Consider the following 25735-nt stretch of genomic DNA (forward strand, 5'->3'; position numbering starts at 1 on the left):
CGCCCCGAGCGCGCGCAGCGCCGGCGCGCGCGCAGGCGACGACGTGAGGGCCAGCACGCGCCAGCGCCCTTGCAGCAGGCGGGCAACGCGCTGCCCGACGTCGCCACAGCCGACGATCAACACGGTGGGGCGCTTGAAGCGGGTCGGCAGGTCCGGGCGGAAGGGCATTGGATCGCGGGCAGAATCGGGGGCTGGTTTCTAGGGCCTGTCAACAGGTTACCCCATGACTTTCACCGCGACCGTGCAGCCCAGCGGCACGAGTTTCCAGGTCGATCGCGACGAGCCGATCCTCGCGGCAGCGATCCGCCAGGGCATCGGCCTGCCCTACGGCTGCAAGGACGGCGCCTGCGGCTCCTGCAAGTGCAAGCTGCTCGAAGGCCGCGTGATCCACGGCGCCCACCAGGCCAAGGCGCTGAGCGACGCCGAGGAAGAGGCCGGCTTCGTGCTGACCTGCTGCGCCGCACCGCAGACCGACGTGGTGCTCGAGGCCCGCACCGTCGCCGGCGCCGGCGAGTTCCCGGTGCGCAAGATGCCGTGCCGCGTCAACCGCATCGAGCGGCCGGCCGGCGACGTGGCGGTGCTGCACCTGCAGCTGCCGGCCAATGACCGCCTGCGCTACCACGCCGGCCAGTACGTCGAGTTCGTGCTGCGCGATGGCAGCCGCCGCAGCTACAGCATGGCCAACGCGCCGCACACGCAGGAGCAGCAGCCCGGCATCGAACTGCACATCCGCCACATGCCGGGCGGCAAGTTCACCGACCATGTGTTCGGCGCGATGAAGGAAAAAGAGATCCTGCGTCTCGAAGGCCCGTTCGGCAGCTTCTTCCTGCGCGAAGATTCCGACAAGCCGATGGTGCTGCTGGCCAGCGGCACCGGCTTCGCGCCGATCAAGGCCATCGTCGAGCACCTGCGCTTCAAGGGCAACGAGCGCCCTGCCGTCGTCTACTGGGGTTGCCGCAGCCGCGCCGACCTGTACCTGCACGACTGGATGCTGCAGGCCGCCGCCGAGCTGCCGTGGCTGGGCTACGTGCCGGTGCTGTCCGAGCCGAAGCCCGATGATGGCTGGACCGGCCGCACCGGCTTCGTCCACCAGGCGCTGATGGCCGACCTGCCCGACCTGTCCGCCCACCAGGTGTATGCCTGCGGCGCGCCGGTGATGGTGGAATCGGCCCAGCGCGACCTGGTGGCCCGCTGCGGCCTGCCCGCCGAAGAGTTCTACGCCGATTCATTCACGTCGGAAGCCGACAAGCACCCTGCCTGAGACCCCTCGATGCAACGCAGACACCTTCTTTCACTGCTCGGCGCCGCCGCGCTGCCCGCCACGACCTTCGCACAGGCCGGCAAGCCGATCCGGCTCGTCGTGCCCTACTCGCCCGGCGGCCCGCTGGACGTGATCGCCCGCGCGCTGGCCGACAAGGTCAAGGACAGCCTGGGCCTCGTGATCGTCGACAACAAGGCCGGCGCCGGCGGCAACATCGGCGCCGATGCGGTCGCGAAATCGCCGCCCGACGGGCTGACGATCGTGATGGGCGCGGTCGCGACGCATGCGATCAACCCGTGGCTCTACGCGCGCATTCCGTACGACCCGATCCGCGACTTCACGCCGATCACCGGCGTCGCGCAGGTGCCGAACGTGCTGGTGATGAACGCCGAGACGGCCACGCGGCTGGGCATCCGCAGCGTGGCCGACCTGGTCGCGTACGCGAAGAAGAACCCCGGCAAGCTGAACTACGGCTCCGGCGGCAACGGCAGCGCGGGGCACCTGGCCGGAGAGATGTTCAAGGCACAGGCCGGCGTCTTCATGGTCCACATCCCGTACTCGGGCGGCAACCCGGCGCAGCTCGCGTTGCTGTCGGGCCAGGTCGACCTCAACTTCGACAACCTGGCGACCGCGTCGACCAACATCAAGGCCGGCAAGCTGCGCGCGCTGGCCGTCACGACCACGGCGCGCTCGAGCGCGATGCCCGAGGTGCCGACCATCGCCGAAGCGGGCGGCGGGCTCGCGCGCTTCGACGTGAACACCTGGTTCGGCCTGTTCGGCCCGGCCGGCCTGCCGGCCGACGTGACGCGCAAGATGAACAAGGCGTTCACCGACGCGCTCGCATCGCCCGACATCAAGGCGCGCTTCGCGAGCCTGATGGCCGAGCCGATGCCGAGCACGCCGGAGCAGTTCGGCGCGTTCGTCAAGCGCGAACGTGCGAAGTACGAGCAGGTGGTGAAGGCCTCAGGCGCGAAAGTCGACTGAAGCCCTCGGCGCCCGGTTTACTTCTTCTTTGCAGGAGCCTGCGGCTGCGATGCCGGCGTCGTGCCGCCATCCACGCCCAGGCGGCCGCCGGTGCCCAGGCCGCCCTTGACGGTCTGCGCCTTGTAGTTGCGCAGCGACTTCACCATCTGGTTGAACGAATCGGCGAACGCGGCCACGACCACCTTGCCCTGCGGCGTGTTCGCGTAGCCGCCGCCACCGCCGACCAGCCCGCCGGTGAAGGCGGCGCCGAACATGCCGAAGTCGAAGTTCTTCGCGGTGCCTTCGGCGGCCGAGATCTGCACGCCCGAGCGGTTGTCGATCAGCAGCAGCGTCGTCGACGCTTCATTGCGGCTCACGTTGCCGGCCACGGCGCCCAGCAGGCCCAGCCCGCCGCCGCCGAGGAAGCCGCCGCCGCCGCCGGTTTTGCCCGAGAACTGGATCGCCGGACTCATCGTGTAGTCGGCCGCGACCATCTGGCCCTTGCCGAAGTTGCTGTTGGCGCGCACTTCGCCGCTTTGCTCCAGCGAGCGCTCCTTCATCATGTTGTTCATCGCACCGCCGCGCTCGACGATCACGAAGCAGTTGCTCTGCTGCACCATCAGGCGCAGCACCGGGATGGTGGAGCCGAGCTGGTGCTGGCGCAGCTGGTAGTACCAGGGCGCGGTGGTGTCTTCCTGCACGGCCAGCGTGCCCAGCGATTCGGGGCACTTCTCGAGCTGGCTGTTGTTGTTCTCGGCCGTGCCGCCACCGGCAGCGCCCGACACGGTGCCCTTGTTCTCGCCCATCGTCGGCATGGTGGAACCGCAGGYGCTGAGCAGCGCGGCGGTGGCGACGGCGACAAGGGACAGACCGGTCAGGCCGGACGGGCGCAGGGTGGCTTGCATGGAAGAACTCCTAGGGGTTGGCGCGGCCCTGGTCCCGGGCCGTTTTGTGCCGGCCAGTATAGGAACGCGCCCCCTGCAGAGGAACCACCCAAGCGGGTGGTTCTTGCCCCTTCGCGGCTCACTCCGCGGCTCACTCGCCCAGATAGGCGGCGCGCACTTTCGGGTCGTCCAGCAGCGCCTTCGCGTCGCCGTCCATCGTGACCTCGCCCGACTCCATCACGTAGCCGCGGTTGGCCAGCTGCAGCGCCCGGCTCGCGTTCTGCTCGACCAGCAGCACCGTGGTGCCGCGGCTGTGGATGTCAGCCACCACCTCGAAGATCTTGTCGACCATGATCGGCGACAGTCCCATCGATGGCTCGTCCAGCAACAGCACCTTCGGCTTGGCCATCAGCGCGCGGCCCATCGCGAGCATCTGCTGCTCGCCGCCCGACATCGTGCCGGCCAGCTGGTTGCGGCGCTCCTTCAGGCGCGGGAAGATCGCGAACACCTTCTCGATGTCGGCCTCGACCTCCTTGTCCTTGCGCACGAAGGCGCCCATCTGCAGGTTCTCGGTGATCGTCATCCGCGTGAAGGTGCCGCGGCCCTCCGGCACCATCACCAGGCCCTGCTTGACCAGGTCCCACGGCCCCTGCCCCTTGATCGGCTTGCCGAGGAATTCGATGTCGCCGGCGGCCACCGGCTGCAGGCCGGTCACGGCCTTCAGCGTCGTCGTCTTGCCGGCGCCGTTGGCACCGATCAGGCTGACCAGCTCGCCTTCGTTCACCTCGAACGACACGCCCTTGACGGCCTGGATGCCGCCGTAGGCGACCTTGAGGCCCGAAACTTTCAACAATGTTGTTGCCATGTGGGCGTCCTCAGTGGGCCTTGTGTCCGGCGCCGAGGTAGGCCTCGATCACCTTTTCGTTGCGTTGCACGTCGGCCGGCGTGCCTTCGGCGATCTGCTTGCCGTAGTCGAGCACGGTGACGCGATCGCACAGGCCCATCACCAGCTTCACGTCGTGCTCGATCAGCAGGATCGTGCGGCCGTCGTTGCGGATGCGGTCGATCAGCTCGCGCAGCACGACCTTCTCGGTCGCGTTCATGCCGGCGGCCGGCTCGTCGAGCGCGATCAGCTTCGGGTCGGTGGCGAGCGCGCGGGCGATCTCCAGCCGGCGCTGGTCGCCGTAGCTCAGCGTGCGGGCCTTGAACTCGGCGTACTTGCCGATGCCGACATAGTCGAGCAGCTCCTGCGCACGCTTGGCGATCGCGGCCTCCTCGGCCTTGAAGCCGCTGGTGCGGAACACCGCGCCGATCAGGCCCGAGCCGGTGCGCACGTGGCGGCCCACCATCACGTTCTCGAGTGCCGTCATCTCGGCGAACAGCCGGATGTTCTGGAAGGTGCGCGCGATGCCGGCCTTCGCCACCTCGTGCACCGCGGTCGGCTGGTAGGGCTTGCCGCCCAGCTCGAAGCTGCCGGCGTCGGGCGTGTACAGCCCGGTCAGCACGTTGAAGAAGGTCGTCTTGCCGGCGCCGTTGGGGCCGATCAGGCCATACACCTGGCCGGCCTCGATCGAGATGCCGACATCGGAGAGCGCTTGCAGGCCGCCGAAGCGCTTGGAGACGCCACTGACCTTGAGAACAGTTTCTGCCATGCGGAGCTCCTTGTTGTTATTTGGTCGGGACGGGAGCCGCCTTGCCGTGCTCCGGCGAAGGCCACAGGCCCCGCGGGCGCGACAACATGATGGCGATCATCGCCAGCGCGATCAGCAGCTGGCGCAGGATGGCCGCGTCGAGCCGGCCGTCGGTCATGTTCTGCAGCGGGCCGGCCACGTAGCGCAGCACTTCGGGCAGCGCCGACAGCAGCAGCGCGCCGAGGATCACGCCCGGGATGTGGCCGATGCCGCCCAGCACCACCATCGCGACGATCATCACCGACTCCTGCAGGCTGAACGATTCCGGCGAGATGAAGCCCTGGAAGGTCGAGAACAGCACGCCCGACACGCCGCCGAAGGTGGCGCCCATGCCGAACGCCAGCAGCTTCAGGTTGCGGGTGTTGATGCCCATCGCCTTGGCCGCGATCTCGTCCTCGCGGATCGCCATCCACGCGCGGCCGATGCGCGAGCGCTCGAGCCGGTAGCAGATCAGCACGCTGAGCACCACCAGCGCCAGGAAGAAGAAGTAGTAGCTCGTGACCGGCGGCAGGTCGATCACGCCGAACAGGCTGTGCCGCTTGCCGAGGTCGTAGCCGAGGAAGTTGAACGAATCGATCTGCGCCAGCCCCTTCGGGCCGTTGGTGATGTTGACCGGCGCATCCAGGTTGTTCATGAACACGCGGATGATTTCGCCGAAGCCGAGCGTGACGATCGCGAGGTAGTCGCCGCGCAGCTTCAGCGTCGGCGCACCCAGCACCACGCCGAAGATGCCGGCCACCAGCGCGCCGATCGGGATCGCGAGCCACCACGGCGTGTGCAGTCCGCCCGGGAACATCTCGGCGATGCGCGGGAAGGTCTCGGCCAGCTGCGGCGACGCGAGCAGGCCGAACAGGTAGGCGCCGACCGCGTAGAACGCGACATAGCCCAGGTCCAGCAGGCCGGCGTAGCCGACCACGATGTTCAGGCCGAGCGCGAGCAGCACGTACAGCAGCGCGATGTCGAGGATGCGCACCCAGGCATTGCCGAAGTACTGCGCGATGAAGGGCGCGATCGCCAGCACGATGGCCGCGGCGATCCAGGTCCCGATCTTGTTGTCTCTGAGGTTCATGGTGGGATTCCTTGTGCGATCAGGCGCGGTCGGCGACACGTTCGCCCAGCAGGCCCTTCGGGCGCAGCGTCAGCACGAGGATCAGCACGATGAAGGCGAAGATGTCCTGGTAGTGGCTGCCCAGCACGTCGCCGGTCAGGTCGCCGATGTAGCCGGCGCCGAGCGACTCGATCACGCCGAGCGCCACGCCGCCGACCATCGCGCCGGCCAGGTTGCCGATGCCGCCGAACACCGCGGCCGTGAAGGCCTTCAGCCCCGGCAGGAAGCCCATCGAGTGCTGCACCGAGCCGTAGTTGGCCGCGTACATCACGCCGGCCAGCGCGGCGAGCGCGGCACCGATGATGAAGGTGGCCGAGATCACGGTGTCGGGCTTGACGCCCATCAGGCTCGCCACGCGCGGGTTCTCGGCGGTGGCGCGCATCGCGCGGCCCAGCTTGGTGCGGTTCACGAGGTACATCAGCCCGGCCAGCGTGATCGCGGTGACGACCAGGATCAGGATCTGCACGGTGTTGATCACCGCACCGCCGATGAAGAAGGGCTCGCTCGGCAGCAGGATCGGGTACGACTTGTAGTTCGGCTTCCAGATGATCATCGCGAGCGTCTGCAGCAGCAGCGACATGCCCATCGCGGTGATCAGCGGCGCGAGCCGCGGCGCGGTGCGCAGCGGCCGGTAGGCCACCTTCTCGATCGTGAAGTTGAGCGCCGAGCACACCACGATGGCGGCGATCAGCGAGATCAGCATCAGCAGCCAGCCCGGCAGGCCGGTGCCGGCCAGCGCCGTGACGACCGTCCAACTGGTGAGCGCACCCACCATCAGCACCTCACCGTGCGCGAAATTGATCAGGTTGATGATGCCGTAGACCATCGTGTAGCCCAGTGCGACCAGCGCATACACGCTGCCCAGCACCAGACCGTTGATGACCTGCTGGATGAAGGTATCCATGTGAAAAGTCTCCTGCGGAAATCCAAGGCGGCAGCCTTGTCGAATCAAAGAACAGCTGCCGCGCGAAGCCAGCCACCGTTCCCTGTAGCAAAAAGCCCGCCGTGGCTATCTGGCGGGTTGCGCTGCACCTAAATGACGCGGTGGCGGCGGATTCTAGAGGGCGCTCACCGCTAAAACAGGCCTCGGTTACCCGGGCGGAACAGAACAAGTCTCGGCGTTTACCCGGATCTGCCGCGTTTCCTGCTGGACTCCTCGTTCATCCGGCGCAGTTCCTGCAGGCGCTCTCCGATACGCAGTTCCAGGCCGCGCGGCACGGGTTCGTAGAAGCGAGGCGTTTCCATATCGTCGGGCCAGTAACGCTCGCCAGCCGCGAAACCGCCCTCTTCGTCGTGCGCATAGCGGTACTCGCGCCCGTAGTCGAGGTCCTTCATGAGCTTTGTCGGTGCGTTGCGCAGGTGCAGCGGCACCGGGCGGGTGCCGTCCTGCTGGATGAAGCTGCGCACCGCCTTGTAGGCGGCGTAGACGGCGTTCGACTTCGGCGCCATCGCGAGGAACACCACCGCCTGCGCGAGCGCCAGCTCCCCTTCGGGCGAGCCCAGGCGCTCGTAGGTCTCGGCCGCGTCGAGCGTCATGCGCAGCGCGCGCGGATCGGCCAGGCCGATGTCCTCGCTGGCCATGCGCACCAGGCGGCGCGCCGCATAGCGCGGGTCGACGCCGCCGTCGAGCATGCGCACGAACCAGTACAGCGACGCATCGGGGTCGCTGCCGCGCACGGATTTGTGCAGCGCCGAGATCGTGTCGTAGAACTGCTCGCCGCCCTTGTCGTAGCGGCGCAGCTGCTCGCCGAGCGATTTCTCGAGCTGGGCCTCGTCGAGCTCGGCCGCGGTGCCGACCATGCGCACCAGGTTCTCGTAGGCGTTCAGCAGGCGCCGGGCGTCGCCGTCGGCATAGCCGATCAGCCGCTTCGCCGCCGCCTCGCTCATCGGCGGCGCTGCCAGCAGCGCGCGGGCGCGCTCGAGCAGCGTGGCCATGTCGGCATCGTCCAGGCTCTTCAGCACATGCACCGTGGCACGCGACAGCAGCGCCGAGTTGACCTCGAACGACGGGTTCTCGGTGGTCGCGCCGATGAAGGTGAACAGGCCCGATTCGACGTGCGGCAGGAAGGCATCCTGCTGCGCCTTGTTGAAGCGGTGCACCTCGTCGACGAACACCACCGTGCGCCGGCCGCTCGTGCGGGCCGCATTGGCGCGCTCGACGGCCTCGCGGATGTCCTTCACGCCGCCGAGCACCGCCGAGATCGCGATGAACTGCGCATCGAACGCATCCGACATCAGCCGCGCCAGCGTCGTCTTGCCGACGCCCGGCGGCCCCCACAGGATCATCGAATGCAGCCGGCCCGATTCGAACGCGACGCGCAGCGGCTTGCCCTCGCCGAGCAGCTGCTGCTGGCCGATCACCTCGTTCAGCGTGCGCGGGCGAAGCCGTTCAGCGAGCGGCGCCTGGCGGTCGGCCTCGGCTTCATCGAAGAAGGGCAATTGCTGCTCGGCCATCGTGAATGATCACTGCTCGATCAGGTCCGCACCCTTCGGCACGGTGAAGACGAAGCTGTCGGGTGTGATCGCCGCGTTCGCCGCGAAACCGTTGAACTGCAGCAGCGAGCGCTGGCCGAAGCCGTCGGTGATCTCGATCGCGGCCAGGTCTTTCGCCTTGAAGCCGACGCGCACCGCCTGGAACGCGCTGTCCTTGGCCTTCGGCGTCGCCAGCACCCACGACAGGCCGTCCTTGTCGGGCAGCGGCGCGAGCTCGAAGTCCTTCTCGAGCGAGCCGCCGGCCAGCAGCGCGGCCGGCGTCGCGCCGAGCGCCTGCGTCAGCTTGCGCGAGCTGGCCTGGTTCAGGTCGGCGTCGTAGATCCAGACCTTCTGCCCATCGGCCACGATCAGCTGGTTGACCGGCTTCGCGTAGGCGAAGCGGAAGCGGTTCGGGCGCGCGAACTCGAAGGTGCCGCTGGAGTTCTTCTTCTTGACGCCGTCGGGCGCGGTGACGGTCTGCGTGAACGCGGCCTTGCCGCTCTTCACGTCGCGCACGAACTCGCGCAGCGTGTCGACCGCGTCGGCGTGGGCCGCGGCGGCCGCGGTGGCAAGCAGCAGCGCCACCAGTGAACGAACCGTCTTCATGCGGCGGGGGCGGTCAGTCATCGCATCATTCATCACGATTGGGCACGACGATGTCGCGGTTGCCGTTGGTGGACATGGCAGTTACGAGCCCGGATTTCTCCATTTGTTCCAGCAGCCGGGCCGCGCGGTTGTAGCCGATGCGCAGGTGGCGCTGCACCAGCGAGATCGACGCGCGCCGGTGCTGCAGCACGATGCCGACCGCCTGGTCGTACATCGGGTCGGCCTCGCCGCCGCCTTCGCCTGCGGCACCCGGCGCGGCATCGCCGCCTTCGGTGTCGAGCGTGCCGCCCTCGAGGATGCCCTCGATGTAGTTCGGCTCGCCCTGCTCCTTCAGGTACTTGACGACGCGGTGCACCTCTTCGTCGCTGACGTAGGCGCCGTGCACGCGGATCGGCAGGCCGGTGCCCGAGGGCATGTACAGCATGTCGCCCATGCCGAGCAGCGCCTCGGCGCCCATCTGGTCGAGGATGGTGCGGCTGTCGATCTTGCTGCTGACCTGGAACGACAGGCGCGTCGGGATGTTGGCCTTGATCAGGCCGGTGATCACGTCGACGCTCGGCCGCTGCGTCGCGAGGATCAGGTGGATGCCGGCCGCGCGCGCCTTCTGCGCGAGGCGGGCGATCAGCTCCTCGATCTTCTTGCCGACCACCATCATCAGGTCGGCCAGCTCGTCGATCACCACCACGACGAACGGCAGGCGCTCCAGCGGCTCGGGCTGCTCGGGCGTCAGGCTAAACGGGTTGCCGAGCGTCTCGCCGCGTTCGGCGGCATCGGCGATCTTCTTGTTGTAGCCGCTCAGGTTGCGCACGCCCAGCTTGCTCATCAGCTTGTAGCGCCGCTCCATCTCGCCGACGCACCAGTTCAGCGCGTTGGCCGCGTGCTTCATGTCGGTGACCACCGGCGCCAGCAGGTGCGGGATGCCTTCGTAGACGCTCATCTCGAGCATCTTCGGATCGATCAGGATCAGCCGGACGTCCCGCGCCTCGGCCTTGTACAGCAGGCTCAGGATCATCGCGTTGATGCCCACCGACTTGCCCGAGCCGGTGGTGCCGGCCACCAGGCAGTGCGGCATCTTCGCGAGATCGGCCACCACCGGGCCGCCGACGATGTCCTTGCCCAGGCCCATCGTCAGCTGCGACGACGCATCGTTGTAGACCTGCGAGCCGAGGATCTCGGACAGCCGGATCGTCTGCCGCTTCGCGTTCGGCAGCTCCAGCGCCATGTAGTTCTTGCCGGGGATCGTCTCGACGACGCGGATGCTGACCAGGCTCAGCGAGCGCGCCAGGTCCTTCGCGAGGTTGACGACCTGCGAGCCCTTCACGCCAGTGGCCGGCTCGATCTCGTAGCGCGTGATCACCGGGCCCGGCGAGGCGGCCACCACGCGCACCTCGACGCCGAAGTCCTTCAGCTTCTTCTCGATCAGCCGCGAGGTCATCTCGAGCGTCTCGGGCGTCACCGTCTCCATGCGGCCAGGCGCGGCGTCGAGCAGGTCGACCTGGGGCAGCTTGGTGTCGGTCAGTTCGGTGAAGAGCGGCTTCTGGCGCTCCTTGACGACGCGCTCCGACTTCGGCACCTCGACGACCGGCGTCTCGATGACGATCGGCGCGTGGTCCTCGGCCAGCTGGTGCTCGACCTCGACGATGTGCTCGCGCTCGCGCAGCGCCTGTTCGCCCAGGCGGTGGTCTTCGGCGCGCTCGATGCGCTCGACACGGCGCTCGCGCAGCGAATCGACCCAGGCGCCGATGCGTTCGGCCAGGCGCACCCAAGAGAAACCAAATGCAAGTGCGCTGCCGGCCACCAGCATCGCGATCCACAGCACGCCGGAGCCGGCAAAGCCGAGCAATTTCATGCTGGCCGGACCGAGCAGGTAGCCGAGCACGCCGCCGGCATGGCCGCCGGCGACGAACGATTCCCACTGGTAGAGCCGCGTCCATTCGAGTGCGGTGCTGGCCGCCATCAGCAGCAGCACGCCGACCCAGAGAACCCAGACGGGCCGGCGCTTGTCGCGGGGAGCAGCCGGATCCTCGCCATGTCGCAGCAGCCGGGCCAGCGCCGAGAGCCACGCGCGCGCCGCGATCGCGACCAACCACCAGGCCGAGTAGCCGAACACGACGAACGCGATGTCGGAGAACCAGGCGCCCAGCGTGCCGGCCTTGTTCAGCGCCGCGGCGGCGGTGCCGGAGGTGGAGAACGCACTGTCGGCGGCCTGGTGCGTGGCCAGCGCCAGCACGGCCAGCAGCCACAGCGCGCCGCCGATCAGCACCGCGAGCTGGGTGCGCAGGCCGGCGCGGTCGGCGTCAGCGTCACTGCCCGCCGGGCCCGAGCGGGTGTAGGTGCCACCCTGGCCCTGGGCGGACGGGGCGGCATGGTTCGGTGCGGCAGCGCCGCCGTCGGCACGAAGCGATCCGAGCGGAAAAGTCATCCGGCGATTGTGGCCGATCGCGCCGCAGCGCCCTCGGGGTGGTCGATCAACCGCTCGTCAGGCGCTCCTTGATGATGACGGAGCCGTTTTCCTGCGTCTCGACGATGCCGCGGTCCTCGAGGTCCTTCATCACGCGGCTGACCATCTCGCGCGAGGCGCCGACGATCTTCGCCAGGTCCTGGCGCGACACCTTGTTGCGGATGATCTTCACGTCGCCGTCGTCCTCGGACATGTCGAGCAGCGAACGCGCGACCCGGCCGTAGACGTCGAGCAGCGCGAGCGACTCGATCTGGCGGTCGGCGCTGCGCAGGCGCGACACCAGGCCGCGCATGATCGCGTACGACAGGCTGGAGTTCTCCGGCAGGCAGCGTGCGAACTCGGCGCGGCCGAGGATCAGCATGTCGGTCTGCACCTCGGCCCGGACGGTGGCCGAGTGCGGCTCGTTGTCGATCAGGCTCATCTCGCCGACGTAGTCGCCCGGCTGCAGCACCGCGAGGATGACCTCGCGGCCGCGCGAATCGGACGTGAGCACGCGGGCGCGGCCGGTCAGCAGGATGAAGAGGGCATTCGACTTCTTGCCATGCTCCACGACGATTTCACCGCGGCGGAAGCGGCGCTTGACGACGCTGTCGGCGATCGCCGTCGCCTGCTCGTTGGTGAGCATCGAGAACAGCGGTACGCGCCGAATGAGGTCAAGATTGGACAACATGGCCATCGAACTTCCTCCTGTGTGGGGTGGTTGTCGGCAAACGTGAAAAACTCACAGTTCCTACAATTTCGCTATTGTCACCATTACGCAGATTGACACCAGCCGGAGTCAACCCCATGTCAGACTCGGCGGCGTTTTTCTGCCAGTTGACCGTCATTCCGCTGCCTTTGCGCCACGCGCGCCCACCTGTTTTCCGTCGAGCTTCTTCATGAACAGCACCCCCAAGCACGCCCAGGTCCTCATTCTTGGCTCCGGCCCGGCCGGCTACACCGCCGCCATCTACGCGGCCCGCGCCAACCTGAAGCCGATGCTGGTGACCGGCATCGCGCAAGGCGGGCAGCTGATGACGACGACCGAGGTCGACAACTGGCCGGCCGACGTGATGGGCGTGCAAGGACCGGACCTGATGCAGCGCTTCCTGCAGCATGCCGAGCGCTTCAACACCGAGATCGTGTTCGACCACATCAACCAGGTCGATTTCTCGAAACGCCCGTTCACGCTGAAGGGCGATTCCAACACCTACACCTGTGACGCGCTGATCATCTGCACCGGCGCCTCGGCCAAGTACATCGGCCTGCCGTCGGAAGAAGCCTTCATGGGCCGCGGCGTCAGCGGCTGCGCCACCTGCGACGGCTTCTTCTACCGCGACCAGGATGTCTGCGTGGTCGGCGGCGGCAACACCGCGGTCGAGGAAGCGCTGTACCTGTCGAACATCGCCCGCAAGGTGCACCTGATCCACCGCCGCGACAAGTTCCGCGCCGAGGCCATCCTGATCGACAAGGTGGCCGAGAAGGTCAAGGCCGGCAAGATGGAGCTGCACCTGTGGCAGACGCTCGATGAAGTGCTGGGCGACGCGTCGGGCGTGACCGGCGTGCGGCTGAAGAGCACGCAGGACGGCCGCACCAACGACCTGACGCTCAAGGGCTGCTTCATCGCGATCGGCCACCAGCCCAACACCGACATCTTCAAGGGCCAGCTCGAGATGAAGGACGGCTACATCGTCACGCGCAGCGGCCTGGGCGGCTTCGCGACGATGACCACCGTGCCGGGCGTGTTCGCCGCCGGCGACGTGCAGGATCACGTCTACCGCCAGGCCATCACCAGCGCCGGCACCGGCTGCATGGCCGCCCTGGACGCGCAGCGCTTCCTGGAGCAGGGTGCGGCCTGAACTGGCGCCTGTCCAAAAAGCTGGCTATAATCGCGGTCTTTGCCGAAAGCGGCAGGCATTTCATTGAAGCGCCTGCCTCCGCTTTCGAAGAGGCACCCACCAAGCCAAAGCGATGTCCTCATCCGAGGCCTGCTCTGTGTGCCACTCCTGAAACGAGATTCAAGTGGAGAAGCGTCATGGCACGCGTCTGTCAAGTAACGGGTAAGGGCCCGATGGTGGGAAACAATGTTTCCCACGCCAACAACCGGACCAAGCGTCGTTTCCTGCCGAACCTGCAGTACCGCCGCTTCTGGCTGGAAACCGAAAACCGCTGGGTCCGCCTGCGCATCACGAACGCAGCACTGCGTCTGATCGACAAGGTCGGCATCGAGCAAGTGGTCGCGGATCTGCGCGCCCGCGGCGCACTCTGATTAGGAGCTGATCATGGCAAAAGGTGGACGCGAAAAGATCAAGCTGGAATCGTCAGCCGGCACCGGTCACTTCTACACGACCGACAAGAACAAGAAGACGACGCCCGAGAAGCTCGAGATCATGAAGTTCGATCCGAAGGCTCGCAAGCACGTGATGTACAAGGAAATGAAGCTGAAGTAATTCGGCCTCGCTTCACCAGAAACCCGCTCGGCGCAGGCCCGGCGGGTTTTTTGTTGTCGGCTTGGCGCTGAACCCCGGATTGGCATCCGGACTGCGAGTCGTGCAGCCCGGATGCCAATCCGGGAATCGCCACCCACAAAAAAGCCCGCTCGAAAAGCGGGCTCTTGGTCGAACGGGGGAAACCGAAGCCGTCAGGCGTGCGCAGCGCGCAGCTTGACCGCAAACTCCTGCAGCGCGGCGATCCCGCTCTCCTCGGCCTTCTTGCACCAGGCCTGCAGGTCGATCACCAGCTGCTCGGCCGACACATTGGTGCGGGTCCAGAGCTGGCGCAACTCTTCGCGCATCGTCACCAGCTTCGACAGCGACGGGCTGTCGGCACAGACGCTCGCCACCTGGGCCTTCACGTGATGCGGGATCTTGTCCTCGTCGCGGTGCAGCCAGCGGCGCGCCAGGCGCATGTTGGCCAGCTTGGCACTGCCGGCGGCAACGCCCTCGGCCTTCAGGCGCTTGACCTCGGCACGGCAGGCGTCGCGCAGGCCGCCGGCGTACTTGGCCATCACCTCGTAGCGGTTGGCGATGATCGCCTCCAGCGTCTTCGAGTCGGCGACCGGCCTCACGTCGCCCAGGCGCAGCATCGGCGGCGTCTTGCGGACCTTGGCCAGGCCCAGCATCTCGAGCCCACGGATGTAGGCCCAGCCGATGTCGAACTCGTACTTCTTGACCGACAGCTTGGCCGAGGTCGGGTAGGTGTGGTGGTTGTTGTGCAACTCCTCACCGCCGATGATGATGCCCCACGGCGAGATGTTGGTGCTGGCGTCGACCGCTTCGAAATTGCGGTAGCCCCACCAGTGGCCGAGACCATTGATGATGCCGGCAGCCGTGATCGGGATCCACGCCATCTGGATCGCCCAGATCGTCGCGCCGATCGCGCCGAACAGCGTCAGGTTGATGATCAGCATCACGCCGACGCCCTGCCAGCTGTAGCGGGTGTAGAGGTTGCGCTCGATCCAGTCGTCCGGCGTGTTGTGGCCGTACTTGGAGAGCGTCTCCTGGTTCTTGGCTTCAGCGCGGTACAACTCGCTGCCGGTGAACAGAACGGTCTTGATGCCGTGGGCGACCGGGCTGTGCGGGTCTTCCTGGGTTTCGCACTTCGCGTGGTGCTTGCGGTGGATCGCGACCCACTCCTTGGTCACCATGCCGGTCGTCAGCCACAGCCACAGCCGGAAGAAGTGCGAGGGTGCCGCATGCAGATCGAGCGATCGGTGTGCTTGCGAGCGGTGCAGGAAGATCGTGACGGATGCGATCGTGATGTGGGTCAGAACCAGCGCAATGATGACAATTTGCCACCACGTGGTTTCGACCAGGCCGTTTGCCAGCCAGTTCACCAGAGCATCCCAGACCGTCATCAACAGATTCATCAAAGCGCCTTTGCACCGTCACACAAGAAACGGGTCCCGCATTGTAGGGGGCCCTCCCAACAAACAACCCGATGGAAGAGCGGGGTTTGCACCATTCAGTTCCGCAGATGGTGGCGCATTGATCGAAATCAACGCACCAGCCGTCAGCGCTCACTCACATCCGCGGCACCACCAGCGTCAACGGCGCTCCCAGACTGCGGCAAAGAACCCGTCGGTCGCGTGCCGGTTCGGCCAGAGACGCACGAAACCGTTCGTGACGAGTTCGCCCGGCGTGCCGGCATGCGCCTTCTCCAGCGCCGCGGTCGCATCCACCGGCGTGAACTCGCGGGCGTGCGATTCGCTGAAGGCCTGCGCGATGCCTTCGTTCTCGGCCTCCAGCAGGCTGCAGGTCGCGTAGACGAGCCGGCCGCCGGGCTTCAGCAACCGGGCCGCGCTGTCGAGGATGGCGGTCTGCTTGACCCGCAGCTCCTCGACCGATTCCGGCGACTGGCGCCATTTCAGGTCGGGATTGCGGCGCAGCGTGCCCAGCCCCGAACAGGGGGCGTCGACCAGCACGCGATCGATCTTGCCGGCCAGCCGCTTGATGCGGTCGTCGCGCTCGTGCGTGATCTGCACCGGGTAGACGTTCGACAACCCGCTGCGCGCGAGCCGCGGCTTCAGCGCCGCCAACCGGTGGCCGGAGGTGTCGAAGGCGTAGAGCCGCCCGGTGTTGCGCATCGACGCGCCGAGCGCCAGCGTCTTGCCGCCCGCCCCCGCGCAGAAATCCACCACCATCTCGCCGCGCTTGGCATCGGTGATCAGCGCCAGCAGCTGGCTGCCCTCGTCCTGCACCTCCACGTCGCCCGCGGTGAAGACATCGAGCTTGTTCACCGCCGGCTTGCCCTGGACCCGCAGGCCCCACGGCGAGAACGGCGTCGGCTGCGCGTCGATGCCCTTGGCGGCCAGCGCCGCCTGCACGTCCTCGCGCTTGGCCTTGAAGGTGTTGACGCGCAGGTCCAGCGGCGCGCCCTCGTTGAGGCTGTTCACCAGCGGCCAGAACTCCTCGCCGAGCGAGGCCTGCAGCCGTTCGGCGAGCCATTCGGGCAGGTTGTGGCGCAGCTTGTCGGGCAGCGCCRCGGCGTCCACCGCCTGCACCTTGGGCAGCCAGTGCTGCTCGAAGTCGTTCATCGCGGCGCGCAGGAAGCCTTCGTTGCCCTGCCAGCCGAGCAGCGCCAGCCGGCGCTCCATCTCGCCCTTGCCCGACTGGGCCAGGTGCTGGAACAGCAGCCGCTTGCGCAGCACGGTGTAGGTGGTCTCGGCCAGCGTGTGGCGCTCGCGGGCACCGAGCGCACGGTGTTCCTTGAAGAAGGCCGACACGACGCTGTCGGCGGGGGTGTCGAATCGCAGCACGCGGTGCAACAGTTCAGTGGCGAGTTCGAGCAGGGCGTTGGGATGCATCCCGCGATTATCCTTGCCCCCATGACCGAACCCGATCTGCCGCCGCTGCCGTCCCTCGAGAAGGGCCTCTACCGCCATTACAAGGGCGGCGAGTACGAGGTGATCGGCGTCGCGCGCCACAGCGAATCGCTGGAGCCGATGGTGGTCTACCGCCCGCTGTACAACGACACCGGCTGGTGGGTGCGGCCATTCGCGATGTTCGTCGGGACGGTCGAGATCGACGGCGTCGTGCGTCCACGCTTCGAGCCGCTGCCCGCGCGATGAGAACGCTGATCCAGCAGCTGCGCGCCCGGCCGCACCTGGTGATATCGGTCGGCACCGGCGCGTTGGTCGCCGCCCTGGCGCCGCTGCCCAGCCATTCGCCGCCCTACCTGCTGCTCGGCTGGAACGTGGCCGTGTGGCTGTACCTCGCGCAGGCGTTCTGGATCATGTCGCGTGCCGATCACCATCACCTGCGCCGCACCGCGGTCGCGCAGGCCGAGGGGCACGGCGTGGTGCTGTTGGTCGTCGTCGCGGCAGCCGTCGCGAGCCTCGCGGCGATCGGCGTCGAGCTGTCGAGCGCCAAGGCGGCCACGCCCCTGCAGGCCTTGCCGCACATCGCGGCTGCGCTCATCACGGTGATCGGTGCGTGGCTGCTGCTGCCCACGCTGTTCGCGCTGAGCTATGCCAGTGCCTATTTCGCCGACGATGCGGCGCCGGGCGAGTGCGGGCTGGTGTTTCCCGGCGACCCGAAAGCACCGCGCCACTACTGGGATTTCCTGTACTTCTCGTTCACGATCGCGGTCGCGTCGCAGACGTCCGACGTCGTGGTCACGCGCAGCGCGATGCGCCGCACGGTGCTGATGCAAGCGCTGCTGTCGTTCGCGTTCAACACCGCGATCCTCGCACTGGCGATCAACATCGCTGCCAGCCTGATCTGAGCCTGCTTCTAGAGCAGCTGCGATTCGCCCGCCGTGTGCATGACGACATCGCCGTCGACCCGCAACTGATCCTGCACCAGCCAGCGCACCGCGCGCGGGTACATCACATGCTCGCGCGCCAGCACGCGCGCCGACAGGCTGGCCTCGGTGTCGCCCGGCAGCACCGGCACGGCGGCCTGCGCGATGATCGGCCCGTGGTCCAGCGCCGGCGTCACGAAATGCACCGTCGCGCCGGCCAGCTTGCAGCCCGATTCGATCGCCCGGCGGTGCGTGTGCAGCCCCGGAAACGCCGGCAGCAGCGATGGATGCACGTTGACCATGCGGCCCGCGAAGCGCTGCACGAACCCGTCGGTCAGGATGCGCATGAAGCCGGCCAGCACCAGCACGTCGGGCTCGTAGCCCTCGATCACCGCGGCCAGCTCCGCGTCGAAGGCCTCGCGATCGTCGAAGCGCTTGTGATCCACCGCCACCGCGGCAATGCCGCGCTCGCGAGCGAACGCAAGCCCCGCCGCGTCGGGCCGGTTGCTGATCACCGCCGCGACCCGCGCCGGCCAGCCTTCGGCGGCGCAGGCCTGCACGATGGCCTCCATGTTGGAGCCGCGGCCGGAGATCAGGATCACGATGCGCTTCATCGGCCGGCAGTGTAGTGCCCACCTACAATGCGCCCCACCATGACGCAACGCGTGCTCACCGGCATCACCACGACCGGCACTCCCCACCTCGGCAACTACGTCGGCGCGATCCGCCCCGCCATCGCGGCCAGCCGCGAACCCGGCGTCGAGAGCTTCTTCTTCCTCGCGGATTACCACGCGCTGATCAAGTGCGACGAGCCTGACCGCATCGAGCGCTCGCGCCTGGAGATCGCCGCCACCTGGCTGGCGGCCGGGCTCGACCCGGAGCGCGTCACCTTCTACCGCCAGAGCGACATCCCCGAGACGCCCGAACTCACCTGGCTGCTCACCTGCGTGACGGCCAAGGGCCAGATGAACCGCGCCCACGCCTACAAGGCCGCGACCGATGCCAACGAGGCGCAGGGCAAGGACGCCGACGACGGCATCACGATGGGCCTGTTCAGCTACCCGATCCTGATGGCGGCCGACATCCTGCTGTTCAATGCCCACCGCGTGCCGGTCGGGCGCGACCAGGTGCAGCACATCGAGATGGCGCGCGATGTCGCGCAGCGCTTCAACCACCTGTTCGGCAAGCAGCGCGAGCTGTTCGTGCTGCCGCAGGCGCAGATCGACGAAGCCGTCGCGATGCTGCCCGGCCTCGACGGCCGCAAGATGTCGAAGAGCTACGACAACGCGATCCCGCTGTTCGAAGGCGGCCCGAAGGCGCTGAAGGAGGCGATCGCACTGATCGTCACCGACTCGAAGCTGCCCGGCGAGCCGAAGGACCCCGACAACTCGCACCTGGTGACGATCCACGACGCCTTCGCGAGCGCCGAGCAGCGCAGCGCCTTCCGCGCCGAACTGCGCGACGGCCTGGGCTGGGGCGAGGCCAAGCAGCGGCTGGTCGAGCGCATCGAAGCCCACGTAGGGCCGATGCGCGCGCACTACGCCGACCTGATGGCACACCCGGAGCGCATCGAAGAAGCACTGCTGGTCGGCGCCCGCAAGGCGCGTGCGATCGCGACGCCGTTCCTGCAGGAGCTGCGCGGCGCGGTGGGGCTGCGCTCGATGAAGGCCGTCGTGCGCGCCAGCACGGCAACGGTCGCGGCCGAAGCGCCGAAACTGCCCGTCTTCAAGCAATACCGTGAAGCCGACGGCCTGTTCTATTTCAAGCTCACCGCATCCGACAACCTCGTGCTGCTGCAAAGCCGCAGCTTCACCGAAGGCCGCGAGGCCGGGGCATGGGTCAAGCGGCTGAAGACCGAAGGTGCAGCCGCGCTGGCCGGTGCGCCGGTCGAACTGGGCGCCGAGCGCGGCGTGGTAGAGCAGGCGCTCGCCGCGCTGGCCGCAGCGCAGGAATAACCCGCGCTGCGGGGGTCTTCGCCCCGCGCTATGCTCTGCCCCCCGCAGGGTTCCCGCATGGCCGCCATCCACATCACCGACATCGAATCCGCCATCAACTGGTGGCGTGATCGCAGCCCCTCGCCGGACGGCATCACCGCCTGTCCGCAGGTGCTGGCGCTGGCCGAGGTGTATGCGCTGCTCGTCTACTACCACGAGAGCGAGTGCGACGAGGCGTCGATGCCCGCCAAGGCGCGCGACGCCTGGCTGCAGTGGTATGCCAGCACGCCCGATGCGCCGTGCATCGCGATCTGCTCGACGAGCCAGGGCGACGACATCTGCAAGGGCTGCGGCCGCACCTTCGACGAGGTGCAGCTGTGGACCGAGATGTCGCCGGCCGAGAAGCGCATCACCTGGCGGCGCATCACGATGGAAGGCACCGCCTGGCGCTTCAACCGCTACGCCGAACGCGCGCAAGCCACCTCTTCCGGCGAAAGCCCGGCCGCGTGACGGGGCACGGTCTGCTCGACAGCGCGCGCCGCATCGCGCGCCTGGCCTGGCCGGTGTTCATCGGCCAGCTCGCGGTGCTCGCCTTCAGCACCGCCGACACGGTGATGGTGGCTCGCCACACCGCGCTCGACCTGGCGGCACTCGCGATCGGCGGCGCCACCTACATCACGATCTTCGTCGGGCTGATGGGCGTCGTGCTCGCGATCGGGCCGATCGCCGGCCAGCTGTTCGGTGCGCGCGACCTGCCGGGCGCAGGGCGCCAGTTCCAGCAATCGGTGTGGCTCGCGCTGCTGCTGTCGGTGCCCGGCTGCGCGCTGCTGCTGATGCCGCAGCCCTTTCTCGCGCTCGCGCAGGCCTCGCCCGAGGTGGCCGAGCGCGTGCGCGGCTACCTGGGCGCGCTCGCGTTCGCGCTGCCCCCGGCGCTGGTGTTCACCGCGTTCCGCGGCTTCAACACGGCCGTGTCCCGGCCGACGGTCGTGATGCTGCTGCAGCTGGGCGCGCTGGCCTTGAAGCTGCCGCTGAACGCCGCGCTGATCTTCGGCACGACGCTCGGCCCGCTGCAGATTCCCGCGCTCGGCGCCGCGGGCTGCGGCGTCGCGACCGCCCTCGTGATGTGGCTGCAGCTCGCACTCGCATGGCAGGTGCTGCGGCGCGACAGCTTCTACGCCGCGTTCGGCCTGCGCGGCCATCCGTTCCCGAAACCCGACCGCGCCAGCATCGTCGCGCTGCTGCGCCTGGGCGTGCCGATGGGCGGCTCGATCCTGATCGAGGTGACCGGCTTCACCTTCATGGCGTTCTTCATCTCGCGCATCGGCAGCACCGCGGTGGCCGGGCACCAGCTCGCGGCCAACCTGGTCTCGCTGATGTTCATGCTGCCGCTGGCGCTGGCCAACGCGAGCGGCACGCTGGTGGCGCAAAGCATCGGCGCGCACGACGCGGCCGACGCACGGCGCATCGGCTGGCACGGCCTGCTGATCGGCGTGTCACTGTCGGCCGTGCTGGGCGCGGCGGTGTACCTCTCGCGCGAGGCCGTGCTCGGCGCCTACACGAGCAACGCGACCATCATTGCCGCCGCGATGCCGCTGCTGGCCTGGGTCGCGGTGTTCCACATCGCCGATTCGGTGCAGACCATCGCATCGTTCGTGCTGCGCGCCTACCGGCTCGCGACGGTGCCGATGCTGATCTACGCGTTCGCGATCTGGGGCATCGGGCTCGGCGGCGGCTATGCGGTGGCGTTCGACACCACCGGCCACACGCCGGCCGCGCTGCATGGCGCGCTGGGCTTCTGGTCGGCGTGCACCGCCGGGCTGGTGGCGGCCGCGGCGGGCCTGAGCGGTTTCCTCGTCTGGCTGTGGCGCCAGAAGACGGTCGCTTGAGAACAGCGGCCTGATCGGTCAGGCCAGCGGCAGGCTCAGCTCGAAGCAGCTTCCGCCGCCGTCACGCGACTCGCAGCGCACGCTGCCGCCATGCCGTTCGGCGATCTGCTTGACCAGGCTCAACCCCAGCCCCACCCCGCCCGCCTGCTCGGCATGGCCGGGCAGCCGGTAGAACGGCTCGAAGATCCGCTCGCGCAGCGTCTCGGGCACGCCCGGGCCGCGGTCGCAGACCTGCACCAACGCGCGGCCGGCGCCGTTGCGCACCTCGATCGTGATGTCGCCACCGCCGTAGCGGCGGGCGTTCTCGAGCAGGTTGCGCAGCGCGCGGCGGATCAGCCGCTCGTCGCCCTGCACGGTGGCCGTGCTGCCGTCGGCATCGGCGCCGACGCGCGAGCCTTCTTCGGCGGCCAGCGCCAGCAGCTCCACCGGCTCATCGCGGTCGACACGCTGCAGCGCGTCGAGGCGGCTCGCGAGCAGCACCTCTTCGACCAGCGCATCGAGCTCGCCGACGTTGGTGTCGATCTCGCGACGCAGGCGCTGGCGCTGCTCGGGCGTCGCGTCTTCCATCATCGACACCGCCATGCGCAAGCGCGCAAGCGGCGAGCGCAACTCGTGGCTGGCATTCGCGAGCAGCGATTGATGCGAGCGCACCAGCGCCTCGACGCGCTCGGCCGCGAGGTTGAAGCTGGCCGCCACCGCCGCCACCTCGTCGCGGCCGGAGACTTCCACGCGGTGGTGCAGCTCACCCGCGCCGAACTGCTCGACGCCGCGCTTGAGCGCCTGCAGCCGCCGCGTGAGCCGCCGCACCACCGGCCACGCACCGGCGGCCACCGCGACGAACAGCAGCACCAGCACGACGATCGTGCCGACGCCGCGCTGCCAGCTGGGCGGAACGAACGGCAGGTTGGGCGGCATCGGCCCGAACTCGGGGCGGCCATCGGGCGGCGGGCGCCGCAGGCCCGGCCGCAGCACCCACAGCGTGCGGCCGTCTTCGAGGTGGATCTGGAAGCTGCGCGTCTGGCCTTCGCCCTGGCGCAGCACGAACGAATCGGAGGCCGAGATGCGATCGCCGCTCGGGTCGTCGAGCGCGAGCGGCAGCCGCAGCCGCTGCGACCAATCGCGCAGCGCCTGGGCCTGGTCCTCGTGCGGCGACTCGGCGCCGGGCAGCGAGCGCTGGATCAGGTCGCCCCAGGCGGCCATGCGCTCGGACAGCACGTTGTCGGCGCGCATGCGCTCGTCTTCCATGTGGCGCTGGAACAGCCAGGCCGATCCGGAGGCGAACAGCAGCAGCACCGCCACGACGGTGAGGTAGATCCGCAGCGTCAGCGTGCGCATCGCGGTCTCAACGCCCGGTGATCATCAGTCGGCACCCTCCGCGTCCTGCTTCTTCGCGAACACGTAGCCGGCACCGCGCACCGTCAGCACGCGGCGCGGGTTCTTCGGGTCGTCCTCGATCACCGCGCGGATGCGCGAGATGTGCACGTCGATCGAGCGGTCGAAGGCTTCGAGCGGATGGCCTTTCAGCAGGTCCATGATCTGGTCGCGCGACAGCACGCGGCCGGAGCTTTGCGCCAGCACGACCAGCAGGTCGAACTGGTGGCTGGTGAGGTCGCAGGCCACGCCGTTCAGGCGGGCGACGCGCTCGCCGAGATCGATCTCGAGGCGGCCGAAACGCAGCACCTCGTCGGGCGCCGCGGGCGGCGTCGCGCGGCGCAGCAGCGCCTTCACGCGCGCGAGCAGTTCGCGCGGCTCGAAGGGTTTGGGCAGGTAGTCGTCGGCACCGAGTTCGAGGCCGACGATGCGGTCCATCGGCTCGCCGCGCGCGGTCAGCATCAGCAGCGGCAACTGGCGGGTGCGCGGGTTGGCGCGCAGCTCGCGGCACAGGTCGAGCCCGTCGCCGTCGGGCAGCATCAGGTCGAGCACCAGCGCGTCGTAGCCGGCACCGGCCAGGCGCTCGCGGCCGGCGGCCAGCGAGCCGGCGGTTTCCACCTCGAAGCCCGAGCCGCGCAGGTAGTCGCCCACCATCGCGGAGAGGCGGGCATCGTCATCGATCAACAGCACGCGGGATGTCATGGGTCGGTCAGCCTCCAAGGCCGAAGGGCCCGCGGCATCGAACCGCGGGCCACTGGAAGTGGCAGGTCGCAATGAGATCACAACTTGCGGTCCGTGATGGGTCCCGGTGGGTTACTTCGGGGCCGGGGCGGGCTTGTCGCGCTGCATGCGCTGCATGCGATCGCGCATCTGGTCTTCGCGCATCTTCATGCGCTGGGCCAGCTTGGTGCGCTGCTCGGGCGTCAGCACCTTGGCGACGTCGATCAGGCCTTGCGTGATGCGGCGGCTGGCCTGGTCGTGCTGGGCCTCGGTCTGCTGGCGCAGCGATTCGACGGCGGCGGTGTCGATGGTCGGGGCGGCCAGCAGCTGCAGGCCCTTCTCGTGCAGGCCCTTGGCCGATTCGTGCTGGGTCTTCAGGTCGGCGGCCGCGGCCTGCACGATCTGCTTGATCTGGGTGCGCTGCGCCTCGCTGGCGCCGACGCCGTCGAGCATGTGGTCGACCATGCGGTTGAGTTGCTCGGGCCGGCCCATGAACATGCCCGGGCCGCCCATGCCGGCGTGGTGCATGCGGGGACCGTGGCTGAAGCCGGGGCCGGGAGGTGCGTTCTCGGCCCACGCCGAGAGGGCCAGCGTGCCGGCCACGGCCAGCAGCATGCCGCCCAGCAGGCGTTTGATGCCGCGCGGCTTGTCCTGGGGCAGCGCGTCGAAAGTGCTCACGTCGCTCATCGTCTTCTCCAACAAGACCCGCGGGAGGTGGGTCGATGGAATGAATGGTCGCGGGCGGGGGTGAAGCGGGATTGGCTGGGGGGTAAAGATCTGTGAATGGTTTGCGGGCGATCCGGCATGCGGCCAGTCGGGACTGGTTTTTTATACAGTATGATCGTGCAGCAGTTGCCACTGCCAACTTGATCCCGCCAGCGGTCCCCTCCAAGGCCGCTGGCTTTTTTTTGCCCTGGCGTGCCTCAGCCGGCGGCCTTGCCCGCCACCAGCACCGGCTCGGCGCGCCAGGCCTGCGGGAACAGGCGCTTCAGGTCGTCGAGCTTGGGCAGGTCGTTGAAGACGATGTACGGCTGCCGCGGGTTGCGGGCGAGGTAATCCTGGTGGTAGGCCTCGGCCGGGAAGAAGCGGCGGCCGGGTTCGATGCGGGTCGCGATCGGCGCCTTGAAGGCGTGGGCCTTGTCGAGCTGTTCGACATAGGCGCGTGCGGTGCGGGCCTGGTCATCGTTGGCGGGGAAGATCGCCGAGCGGTACTGCGTGCCGGAGTCCGGCCCCTGGCGGTTGAGCTGCGTGGGGTCGTGCGCCACCGAGAAGTAGATCTGCAGCAGCTGGGCGTAGCTGACCTGCTTCGGGTCGTAGGTGACCTGTACCGCCTCAGCATGGCCGGTGGAGCCGCTGCCGACCGATTCGTAGACGGCGGAGGACGCCTCGCCGCCCGCGTAGCCGGAGACGGCGTTGGTGACACCCTTGACGTGCTGGAAGACGGCCTGCACGCCCCAGAAACAGCCGCCGGCGAGGACGGCGGTTTCGGTGGGGGCGGTGGCAGCGGCCGCGGTGGCGGTGGGCGTGAACGGCGGCACGAGCCGGGCTTCACCGCCCATGCCGCCGGCCATCGCGGAGAGGGTCATCACCGCCCCGGTGCCGACGAGCAAGGCGGCAATGGTGAGCAAGCGGCGGCGGGGTGGGCGAGAGGGGGTGGTCATCGAAACGCTCCTGGAGGGTCGTGTCGGGCTGGGTCGTGCCCCGCCGGGCGAACCTTACGCTTCGGCGGGAAACGCCACCAGACAGCAGCGACGGCGAGCCCGAACACAGAGTACGCCACGGTGAACACCCATGGCGGCGCATCCCAGAACAGGACGGACTGCAGCCAGTGCTCGATGAAGCCGCCCGAATAGGTCGAGACCTTGGCCTGGGCACGCAGCCACATCTCGAGCGTGGTCAACGGGCACTCGATGCCCCACCATGATTCGGCGACGACGATGCCGATGGTGCCGACGTGCACCAACCTGAACCAGAGCGAGTTCACCGTGCGCCAGCCGCGCAGGTTGCCGACGACGATCAGCACCAGGCCGCCGACGACGAACAGCACGATGGCGATGTGCAGCAGGAGCACGGCGTTGGCAAGCAATTGATACGGCATGGGGCTGTCATTCTGAGTGGTGCAATTCGTGCTTGGCATTGAAGCACCAACAATTGCA

General features: G+C 68.3%; 27 protein-coding genes and 1 pseudogene. 10 read left to right on the forward strand and 18 right to left on the reverse strand.

Features of this window, described 5'->3' with window-relative positions; all coding sequences use genetic code 11:
- Positions 1 to 168: pseudogene (locus AC1D1T_RS08720) on the reverse strand (SDR family NAD(P)-dependent oxidoreductase); the annotation flags it as partial.
- Positions 169 to 223: 55 nt separating this feature from the next.
- On the opposite strand from AC1D1T_RS08720, the gene AC1D1T_RS08725 reads away from it, so the two are divergent.
- Together AC1D1T_RS08725 and AC1D1T_RS08730 are read left to right on the forward strand one after the other, a co-directional pair.
- Positions 224 to 1261: a CDP-6-deoxy-delta-3,4-glucoseen reductase gene (locus AC1D1T_RS08725; RefSeq protein WP_477991775.1), complete on the forward strand. Its 1038-nt coding sequence runs from the start codon at positions 224 to 226 to the stop codon at positions 1259 to 1261.
- A 9-nt stretch (positions 1262 to 1270) separates the two neighbouring features.
- Positions 1271 to 2245: a Bug family tripartite tricarboxylate transporter substrate binding protein gene (locus AC1D1T_RS08730; RefSeq protein ID WP_477827966.1), complete on the forward strand. Its 975-nt coding sequence runs from the start codon at positions 1271 to 1273 to the stop codon at positions 2243 to 2245.
- Between the two features lie 17 nt (positions 2246 to 2262).
- Here the strand turns inward: AC1D1T_RS08730 and AC1D1T_RS08735 are convergent, their stop codons facing one another.
- From AC1D1T_RS08735 to AC1D1T_RS08775, 9 genes are all read right to left on the reverse strand, one after another.
- Complete coding sequence (locus AC1D1T_RS08735; protein ID WP_477991776.1) at positions 2263 to 3129, reverse strand: CsgG/HfaB family protein; 867 nt, start codon at positions 3127 to 3129, stop codon at positions 2263 to 2265.
- Between the two features lie 130 nt (positions 3130 to 3259).
- Entirely contained in the window at positions 3260 to 3973 is a 714-nt protein-coding gene (locus AC1D1T_RS08740; RefSeq protein ID WP_211191208.1) for an ABC transporter ATP-binding protein, read from the reverse strand.
- Positions 3974 to 3983: 10 nt separating this feature from the next.
- Positions 3984 to 4760 carry an ABC transporter ATP-binding protein gene (locus tag AC1D1T_RS08745; RefSeq protein ID WP_465114192.1) on the reverse strand — a complete coding sequence of 259 codons (777 nt, stop codon included), beginning with the start codon at positions 4758 to 4760 and terminating at the stop codon, positions 3984 to 3986.
- 16 nt (positions 4761 to 4776) lie between these two features.
- On the reverse strand, positions 4777 to 5868 hold the full coding sequence (locus AC1D1T_RS08750) for a branched-chain amino acid ABC transporter permease (protein ID WP_477825493.1): 1092 nt from the start codon (positions 5866 to 5868) through the stop codon (positions 4777 to 4779).
- A 19-nt stretch (positions 5869 to 5887) separates the two neighbouring features.
- A complete protein-coding gene (locus AC1D1T_RS08755) occupies positions 5888 to 6811 on the reverse strand; it encodes a branched-chain amino acid ABC transporter permease (RefSeq protein ID WP_465114194.1) in 924 nt (307 codons plus the stop codon).
- Between the two features lie 218 nt (positions 6812 to 7029).
- The gene (locus AC1D1T_RS08760) at positions 7030 to 8361 is read right to left on the reverse strand and encodes a replication-associated recombination protein A (RefSeq protein ID WP_477825495.1); all 1332 of its coding nucleotides are present in this window, start codon (positions 8359 to 8361) and stop codon (positions 7030 to 7032) included.
- 9 nt (positions 8362 to 8370) lie between these two features.
- Positions 8371 to 8985, reverse strand: a complete 615-nt coding sequence (gene lolA / locus AC1D1T_RS08765) for an outer membrane lipoprotein periplasmic chaperone LolA (RefSeq protein WP_477991777.1) — start codon at positions 8983 to 8985, stop codon at positions 8371 to 8373.
- 25 nt (positions 8986 to 9010) lie between these two features.
- A complete protein-coding gene (locus AC1D1T_RS08770) occupies positions 9011 to 11407 on the reverse strand; it encodes a DNA translocase FtsK (protein ID WP_477825497.1) in 2397 nt (798 codons plus the stop codon).
- A gap of 46 nt (positions 11408 to 11453) precedes the next feature.
- Positions 11454 to 12122, reverse strand: coding sequence for a Crp/Fnr family transcriptional regulator (locus AC1D1T_RS08775; RefSeq protein WP_047507530.1), 669 nt, complete (start codon positions 12120 to 12122; stop codon positions 11454 to 11456).
- A gap of 202 nt (positions 12123 to 12324) precedes the next feature.
- Here AC1D1T_RS08775 and trxB point away from each other — a divergent pair, with 202 nt between their 5' ends.
- The 3 genes from trxB to rpmG all read left to right on the forward strand — a co-directional run bounded on the left by trxB (position 12325) and on the right by rpmG (position 13875).
- The gene (gene trxB / locus AC1D1T_RS08780) at positions 12325 to 13284 is read left to right on the forward strand and encodes a thioredoxin-disulfide reductase (protein ID WP_047507528.1); all 960 of its coding nucleotides are present in this window, start codon (positions 12325 to 12327) and stop codon (positions 13282 to 13284) included.
- Between the two features lie 176 nt (positions 13285 to 13460).
- Positions 13461 to 13694 (forward strand): 50S ribosomal protein L28, encoded by a 234-nt coding sequence (gene rpmB, locus AC1D1T_RS08785; RefSeq protein ID WP_047507526.1) that lies wholly within the window; start codon positions 13461 to 13463, stop codon positions 13692 to 13694.
- A 13-nt stretch (positions 13695 to 13707) separates the two neighbouring features.
- Positions 13708 to 13875, forward strand: a complete 168-nt coding sequence (gene rpmG / locus AC1D1T_RS08790; RefSeq protein WP_047507524.1) for a 50S ribosomal protein L33 — start codon at positions 13708 to 13710, stop codon at positions 13873 to 13875.
- A 191-nt stretch (positions 13876 to 14066) separates the two neighbouring features.
- On the opposite strand, the gene AC1D1T_RS08795 is transcribed toward rpmG, so the two are convergent.
- Positions 14067 to 15281, reverse strand: a complete 1215-nt coding sequence (locus AC1D1T_RS08795) for a DesA family fatty acid desaturase (RefSeq protein WP_465114284.1) — start codon at positions 15279 to 15281, stop codon at positions 14067 to 14069.
- Positions 15282 to 15470: 189 nt separating this feature from the next.
- Complete coding sequence (locus tag AC1D1T_RS08800; protein WP_477991778.1) at positions 15471 to 16730, reverse strand: RsmB/NOP family class I SAM-dependent RNA methyltransferase; 1260 nt, start codon at positions 16728 to 16730, stop codon at positions 15471 to 15473.
- Positions 16731 to 16751: 21 nt separating this feature from the next.
- Here AC1D1T_RS08800 and AC1D1T_RS08805 point away from each other — a divergent pair, with 21 nt between their 5' ends.
- The gene (locus AC1D1T_RS08805; protein ID WP_477825869.1) at positions 16752 to 16994 is read left to right on the forward strand and encodes a DUF1653 domain-containing protein; all 243 of its coding nucleotides are present in this window, start codon (positions 16752 to 16754) and stop codon (positions 16992 to 16994) included.
- Positions 16991 to 17650 carry a DUF1345 domain-containing protein gene (locus AC1D1T_RS08810; RefSeq protein ID WP_477825870.1) on the forward strand — a complete coding sequence of 220 codons (660 nt, stop codon included), beginning with the start codon at positions 16991 to 16993 and terminating at the stop codon, positions 17648 to 17650. Before AC1D1T_RS08805 ends, AC1D1T_RS08810 begins: the two co-directional genes overlap by 4 nt.
- A gap of 8 nt (positions 17651 to 17658) precedes the next feature.
- Here the strand turns inward: AC1D1T_RS08810 and purN are convergent, their stop codons facing one another.
- On the reverse strand, positions 17659 to 18282 hold the full coding sequence (gene purN, locus AC1D1T_RS08815; RefSeq protein WP_477825871.1) for a phosphoribosylglycinamide formyltransferase: 624 nt from the start codon (positions 18280 to 18282) through the stop codon (positions 17659 to 17661).
- 39 nt (positions 18283 to 18321) lie between these two features.
- Between purN and AC1D1T_RS08820 the strand changes: the two genes are divergently transcribed.
- From AC1D1T_RS08820 to AC1D1T_RS08830, 3 genes are read left to right on the forward strand one after another with little or no spacing between them, the layout of a single operon-like run.
- Positions 18322 to 19623 carry a tryptophan--tRNA ligase gene (locus AC1D1T_RS08820; protein ID WP_477825872.1) on the forward strand — a complete coding sequence of 434 codons (1302 nt, stop codon included), beginning with the start codon at positions 18322 to 18324 and terminating at the stop codon, positions 19621 to 19623.
- 57 nt (positions 19624 to 19680) lie between these two features.
- On the forward strand, positions 19681 to 20112 hold the full coding sequence (locus AC1D1T_RS08825) for a DUF3717 domain-containing protein (protein WP_047507512.1): 432 nt from the start codon (positions 19681 to 19683) through the stop codon (positions 20110 to 20112).
- Positions 20109 to 21488 (forward strand): MATE family efflux transporter, encoded by a 1380-nt coding sequence (locus AC1D1T_RS08830; RefSeq protein WP_477840339.1) that lies wholly within the window; start codon positions 20109 to 20111, stop codon positions 21486 to 21488. Before AC1D1T_RS08825 ends, AC1D1T_RS08830 begins: the two co-directional genes overlap by 4 nt.
- Before the next feature lie 18 nt (positions 21489 to 21506).
- On the opposite strand, the gene AC1D1T_RS08835 is transcribed toward AC1D1T_RS08830, so the two are convergent.
- The 5 genes from AC1D1T_RS08835 to AC1D1T_RS08855 form a co-directional block, all read right to left on the reverse strand.
- Positions 21507 to 22823, reverse strand: a complete 1317-nt coding sequence (locus AC1D1T_RS08835) for a sensor histidine kinase (RefSeq protein WP_047507508.1) — start codon at positions 22821 to 22823, stop codon at positions 21507 to 21509.
- 24 nt (positions 22824 to 22847) lie between these two features.
- Positions 22848 to 23561: a response regulator gene (locus AC1D1T_RS08840; RefSeq protein WP_465114202.1), complete on the reverse strand. Its 714-nt coding sequence runs from the start codon at positions 23559 to 23561 to the stop codon at positions 22848 to 22850.
- 111 nt (positions 23562 to 23672) lie between these two features.
- Entirely contained in the window at positions 23673 to 24266 is a 594-nt protein-coding gene (locus tag AC1D1T_RS08845; RefSeq protein ID WP_156154939.1) for a Spy/CpxP family protein refolding chaperone, read from the reverse strand.
- Between the two features lie 236 nt (positions 24267 to 24502).
- Positions 24503 to 25240, reverse strand: a complete 738-nt coding sequence (gene msrA / locus AC1D1T_RS08850; protein ID WP_477826576.1) for a peptide-methionine (S)-S-oxide reductase MsrA — start codon at positions 25238 to 25240, stop codon at positions 24503 to 24505.
- Complete coding sequence (locus AC1D1T_RS08855; protein ID WP_477826577.1) at positions 25237 to 25677, reverse strand: DUF2784 domain-containing protein; 441 nt, start codon at positions 25675 to 25677, stop codon at positions 25237 to 25239. Before AC1D1T_RS08855 ends, msrA begins: the two co-directional genes overlap by 4 nt.
- Positions 25678 to 25735: the final 58 nt, after the last annotated feature.

The sequence above is a fragment of the Rhizobacter sp. P2_H3 genome (assembly GCF_056403355.1).

Coding starts and splice junctions, on each gene's coding strand:
- AC1D1T_RS08725 (WP_477991775.1), top strand. CDS start 224: ATGACTTTCACCGCGACCGTGCAGCCCAGCGGCACGAGTTTCCAGGTC.
- AC1D1T_RS08730 (WP_477827966.1), top strand. CDS start 1,271: ATGCAACGCAGACACCTTCTTTCACTGCTCGGCGCCGCCGCGCTGCCC.
- AC1D1T_RS08740 (WP_211191208.1), bottom strand. CDS start 3,973: ATGGCAACAACATTGTTGAAAGTTTCGGGCCTCAAGGTCGCCTACGGC.
- AC1D1T_RS08745 (WP_465114192.1), bottom strand. CDS start 4,760: ATGGCAGAAACTGTTCTCAAGGTCAGTGGCGTCTCCAAGCGCTTCGGC.
- AC1D1T_RS08750 (WP_477825493.1), bottom strand. CDS start 5,868: ATGAACCTCAGAGACAACAAGATCGGGACCTGGATCGCCGCGGCCATC.
- AC1D1T_RS08755 (WP_465114194.1), bottom strand. CDS start 6,811: ATGGATACCTTCATCCAGCAGGTCATCAACGGTCTGGTGCTGGGCAGC.
- AC1D1T_RS08760 (WP_477825495.1), bottom strand. CDS start 8,361: ATGGCCGAGCAGCAATTGCCCTTCTTCGATGAAGCCGAGGCCGACCGC.
- lolA (WP_477991777.1), bottom strand. CDS start 8,985: ATGAAGACGGTTCGTTCACTGGTGGCGCTGCTGCTTGCCACCGCGGCC.
- AC1D1T_RS08770 (WP_477825497.1), bottom strand. CDS start 11,407: ATGACTTTTCCGCTCGGATCGCTTCGTGCCGACGGCGGCGCTGCCGCA.
- AC1D1T_RS08775 (WP_047507530.1), bottom strand. CDS start 12,122: ATGGCCATGTTGTCCAATCTTGACCTCATTCGGCGCGTACCGCTGTTC.
- trxB (WP_047507528.1), top strand. CDS start 12,325: ATGAACAGCACCCCCAAGCACGCCCAGGTCCTCATTCTTGGCTCCGGC.
- rpmB (WP_047507526.1), top strand. CDS start 13,461: ATGGCACGCGTCTGTCAAGTAACGGGTAAGGGCCCGATGGTGGGAAAC.
- rpmG (WP_047507524.1), top strand. CDS start 13,708: ATGGCAAAAGGTGGACGCGAAAAGATCAAGCTGGAATCGTCAGCCGGC.
- AC1D1T_RS08795 (WP_465114284.1), bottom strand. CDS start 15,281: ATGACGGTCTGGGATGCTCTGGTGAACTGGCTGGCAAACGGCCTGGTC.
- AC1D1T_RS08805 (WP_477825869.1), top strand. CDS start 16,752: ATGACCGAACCCGATCTGCCGCCGCTGCCGTCCCTCGAGAAGGGCCTC.
- AC1D1T_RS08810 (WP_477825870.1), top strand. CDS start 16,991: ATGAGAACGCTGATCCAGCAGCTGCGCGCCCGGCCGCACCTGGTGATA.
- purN (WP_477825871.1), bottom strand. CDS start 18,282: ATGAAGCGCATCGTGATCCTGATCTCCGGCCGCGGCTCCAACATGGAG.
- AC1D1T_RS08820 (WP_477825872.1), top strand. CDS start 18,322: ATGACGCAACGCGTGCTCACCGGCATCACCACGACCGGCACTCCCCAC.
- AC1D1T_RS08825 (WP_047507512.1), top strand. CDS start 19,681: ATGGCCGCCATCCACATCACCGACATCGAATCCGCCATCAACTGGTGG.
- AC1D1T_RS08835 (WP_047507508.1), bottom strand. CDS start 22,823: ATGCGCACGCTGACGCTGCGGATCTACCTCACCGTCGTGGCGGTGCTG.
- AC1D1T_RS08840 (WP_465114202.1), bottom strand. CDS start 23,561: ATGACATCCCGCGTGCTGTTGATCGATGACGATGCCCGCCTCTCCGCG.
- AC1D1T_RS08845 (WP_156154939.1), bottom strand. CDS start 24,266: ATGAGCGACGTGAGCACTTTCGACGCGCTGCCCCAGGACAAGCCGCGC.
- msrA (WP_477826576.1), bottom strand. CDS start 25,240: ATGACCACCCCCTCTCGCCCACCCCGCCGCCGCTTGCTCACCATTGCC.
- AC1D1T_RS08855 (WP_477826577.1), bottom strand. CDS start 25,677: ATGCCGTATCAATTGCTTGCCAACGCCGTGCTCCTGCTGCACATCGCC.